The 3,574-nt window shown below is 68.1% G+C and carries 5 protein-coding genes; 2 read left to right on the top strand and 3 right to left on the bottom strand.

The features are described from left to right. Positions 1-769 precede the first annotated feature (769 nt). Positions 770-919, top strand: coding sequence for a hypothetical protein (locus tag AB0H52_RS31580; RefSeq protein WP_225854827.1), 150 nt, complete (start codon positions 770-772; stop codon positions 917-919). A gap of 113 nt (positions 920-1,032) precedes the next feature. Here AB0H52_RS31580 and AB0H52_RS31575 read toward each other — a convergent pair whose 3' ends face one another. From AB0H52_RS31575 to AB0H52_RS31565, 3 genes are all read right to left on the bottom strand, one after another. Then, on the bottom strand, positions 1,033-2,028 hold the full coding sequence (locus AB0H52_RS31575) for a hypothetical protein (RefSeq protein ID WP_357951937.1): 996 nt from the start codon (positions 2,026-2,028) through the stop codon (positions 1,033-1,035). Between the two features lie 68 nt (positions 2,029-2,096). Then, positions 2,097-2,432: a putative quinol monooxygenase gene (locus tag AB0H52_RS31570; protein ID WP_151492897.1), complete on the bottom strand. Its 336-nt coding sequence runs from the start codon at positions 2,430-2,432 to the stop codon at positions 2,097-2,099. Positions 2,433-2,441: 9 nt separating this feature from the next. Next, the gene (locus AB0H52_RS31565; protein ID WP_151492898.1) at positions 2,442-2,993 is read right to left on the bottom strand and encodes a type 1 glutamine amidotransferase domain-containing protein; all 552 of its coding nucleotides are present in this window, start codon (positions 2,991-2,993) and stop codon (positions 2,442-2,444) included. 242 nt (positions 2,994-3,235) lie between these two features. Between AB0H52_RS31565 and AB0H52_RS31560 the strand changes: the two genes are divergently transcribed. Next, entirely contained in the window at positions 3,236-3,493 is a 258-nt protein-coding gene (locus tag AB0H52_RS31560; RefSeq protein WP_357951934.1) for a hypothetical protein, read from the top strand. Positions 3,494-3,574 lie beyond the last annotated feature (81 nt).

Genomic DNA, 3,574 nt, shown 5'->3' with positions numbered 1-3,574 from the left:
AACTGCTCTACCAAGGCCGATCCCCCAACTCCGGCGGAGACTACGGCCTCCTGCCCTACCGACCCGGCCTCCTCACCCTGCAACGCTGACACCACCACGACAGGGCGGGCCCGGCACACCACCGGGCCCGCCCTGTCGTCGCGTGCGGCGATACGTACCCCGGTCCGATCGCCCCGGGCCGCACCCCCCGTACCCGCTCTCAACGTCCTGGCACATATCTACCGAAAAGGTGACTAACCGCAAGGACTGGGTTGATCTCGAAACAATGGCGTAATTCGTCCGGGTCAGCGGTCACACCTAGAGAGGTTGATGCATGAAGGCCGTGGTATTCCATGCTGTGGGAGACATCCGCCTTGAGGATGTTCCGGAGCCGAGCCTGCAGGCTCCGACAGACGCGATCGTGCGGTTGACCGGGTCGGCCATCTGCGGAACGGACCTGCACTTTGTGCGCGGCACGTTCAGTGGGTTCGACGAGGGGTCGGTATCGACGCCCAGCACCCGCAGCAGGGGCCGGGCGTCCCCGGGAAGGACGATGCGGCTGCCATGGCCCAGGTTCGGAAGACGGCAACACCAGACGCCATCCGGAGCGGCGACCACTGGGTTGCCGGCGACAACCCCGCCCAGGTGTTGGAGTGCGCCGCGAAGGTGGGCACCATCGCGATCGTGGGTGTCTACCCTCCGACGATCACCTCCTACCCCATTGACACGGCGATCAACAAGAACCTCACCATCCGAATGGGCATCTGCAACCACCGTCGCTACGTGGCAGTTGATCTTCGATCACATCCTGGCCGGTCGGCTCGACCTCACGAAGATCGTCACGCAGGACGAGCCCATCACCGACGTCATCGAGGCGTACGAGGCCTTCGACCACCGCCGTAAGGGCTGGTTGAAGGTCGAGCTTCAGCCTCAGGGCTGACGTCCACTCCGCTGGTCCACGCAACGACCGCCATCGCACCTGTCGTAACTCACGGCAGGTGCGATGGCGGTCGGGCCTACCGCCGAGGGTGCGGGCGGGTGCAGCCGGCTCTGTCACTTCCACCGTGGGCCGTTGCGCACCAATCTCGCGCTGAGCAGGACGAGCCCGAGCAGGCCGACGAGCCACGCCGCCTCGACGAGCACGGGTCGTAGGCCCACCGCCTCGGGGAAGTACGACGTGCTCTGCAGCAGCGCGATGACGCAGCCGTTGGGGTGGATGTCGCTGATGGTCCGGTACGGCTGCGGGAGGAGGGCGGTCGCCACGGCACCACCCGATGCCGCGTTACCGATCGCGATGAAGATCAACCACGTCGGGACGACAGCCCATCGCCCGATGAGGATCACCATCAGCGTGCCGAAGAGGCTGGTGACGGCGATCTGGGCCGCCAGCGTGCCCCAGAGGGCGGGCAGGGGTACGGGCAACGCCCCGAGGATCGGGCCCACGGCGACGGCCAGCGCGAGACCGCCGACGACGGTGAGACCGGCGAGGATGGAGAGCCAGGTCCGCAGGGGTAGTCGGCCGACATTGATCCGCAGTTGCAGGGCGGTGAGAAAGCCGAGGAGGGTCGCGGCGATCATCGCGTAGAAGGCGGCCAGACCTGAGCGGTCGGTGTCGGGCAATGGCCGGACGTCGGTGACGACCAGTCTCCGCCCGCCCTGCTCGTCCAGCTTCAGAGCGGCGTTGCGCAGCATCTGCGCGAGGGAGTTGCCGGCGGCGCTGGCGACCAGCAGCCGGGAGTTGCCCGGCTCAGCGATCAGGGCCGCGTAGACCTGTTGCCGCTCGATGGCATGTTCGGCCGCTTCGGCGGTCGGGTAGCTGCGATATTCGAGCGCGTCACGCATGCTCGACTTCAGTTGCTGCGCGATCGCCCCGTCGCTCGTCTCGCCACCCACGAGCGCCGCGGGAATGCGGTCCGGCGGCGGGCGGTCCAACGCCAGGGTGTACGAGGCCACGAAGGTCACGGCCAGCACGATCCCGACGGCGACGACGGTCAGTACGGTGCGAATCTCGCCGGGTTTGTGCTCCCCGTCAGCCGTGTTCTTCGTCAAGAGTCCTCCATTGTTGCCGCAGGTGCCGACGCGGGGCGGGAGCCCGATCCGGCTCCCGCCCCGGTTCGCTAGCTGTTTCCCGCCGGCACGGCGAGGTCCGGGAACGGGGTCCAGCCGTCCTGCGCGATGGTGGCCCGGACGGTCTGCACCGTCTCGGCCAGGCGTGGTGGCAGATCCCGCTGAGCCTGCCGAAAGTGGTCCGACTGCAAATGTGCCTGCATCGCCGCCTCATCCCGGTAGGACTCGATGAGGATGTACTCGTTCGGGTCGTCGACGCTGCGCGACCAGTCGAACCACAGACACCCGGCCTCGGCGCGGGTCGCGCGGGTGAGGGCGGCTACCGTCTCCGGCCACTGCTCCGCGTCCTCGGGCCGTACCCGGAACCTCGCGGTGATGATCAGCATGCTCTCCCCTTATCGTGCTCGCGCGGCGAACAGGTCGATCACCTTCGGGTTGAAGGCGGGAATGTCGTCGGGCTTCCGGCTGGTCACCAGGTTGTCGTCGACGACGACCTCCTGGTCGACCCACGTCGCGCCGGCGTTGACCAGGTCGGTACGCAGCGACGGCCAGGACGTCATCGTCCGGCCACGCGCGACGTCGGCCTCGGCCAGCAGCCAGAGGGCATGGCAGATCGCGGCGACCGGCTTGCCCGCGTCGAAGAAGTCCCGCACGAACTGGACGGCCGTCGGGTCCATCCGCATCGTGTCCGGATTGCCAACGCCACCGGGCAGGACCAGCGCCGCGTAGTCCGCCGCCGAGACCTCACTGACCTGCTTGTCCACCGGGAAGGTGTCGGCCTTGTCGTAGTGGGTGAAGAGCTGGATCGTGCCGCTCTTGTTGGAGATCAGCTCCAGGTCCGCGCCGGCCGCCTTGAGCGCCTTCCACGGCTCGACCAGCTCGGGCGTCTCCACCATGTCCGTGGCGAGCACCGCGACCCTGACTCCGCTCAATACCTTGTCCGTCATTTCCCGGGCTGCGGAGATCGAACTCCCGGTACGCGCTGAGCGCGTCCGTCACCGGCTCGTGCTGCGTCACCACCGTCGCCGGGTCGATGCGGCCCGACTCGACCGTCGCCAGCAGCTTCGGGATGTAGCGGGGGTGGTTTCCGTTGCCGGCCTGGACGGTGAGGTTGCGGGCCAACACGGTGCCGATCGGGAAGTACCGGTCGTTGGCCGGATAGACGCCCACGACTCCGAGGGTGCCCATCTTGGCCAGGCTCTCGACCGCCCAGGTCTGGGCCTGGCTGGGGGCGTCCCCCGGCTTCCACCGGCCGTCGGTCACGTCCTGGTTGGCGTCGGGGGAGATGTCCCGCTGCTCGTCGCGGCGCTGCTGTGCGGCGTCGTGCGCACCCCCGGAGGCGGGCCCCGGCTTGGCGCTCTCCGCGTCCACCCCGACGGCGTCCACCGCGCAGTCGGCGCCGATGCCGCGGGTCAACTCCATGACGGCCTGCACCAATGCCACGTAGCTTAAGTTGATCATGTTGTGTGGGGTCGAAGACGGTAGATGTGAACGGTGGCTGGGTCTGGGTGGCGGATGCTGGCCGGCT

The sequence above is a fragment of the Micromonospora sp. NPDC050695 genome (assembly GCF_040654415.1).
Classification (GTDB): Bacteria; Actinomycetota; Actinomycetes; order Mycobacteriales; family Micromonosporaceae; genus Micromonospora.
Note: the sequence above shows the minus strand (reverse complement) of the source record. Positions and strands in the feature narration are given on the sequence as shown.

Coding starts and splice junctions, on each gene's coding strand:
- AB0H52_RS31570 (WP_151492897.1), bottom strand. CDS start 2,432: ATGCTGATCATCACCGCGAGGTTCCGGGTACGGCCCGAGGACGCGGAG.
- AB0H52_RS31565 (WP_151492898.1), bottom strand. CDS start 2,993: ATGACGGACAAGGTATTGAGCGGAGTCAGGGTCGCGGTGCTCGCCACG.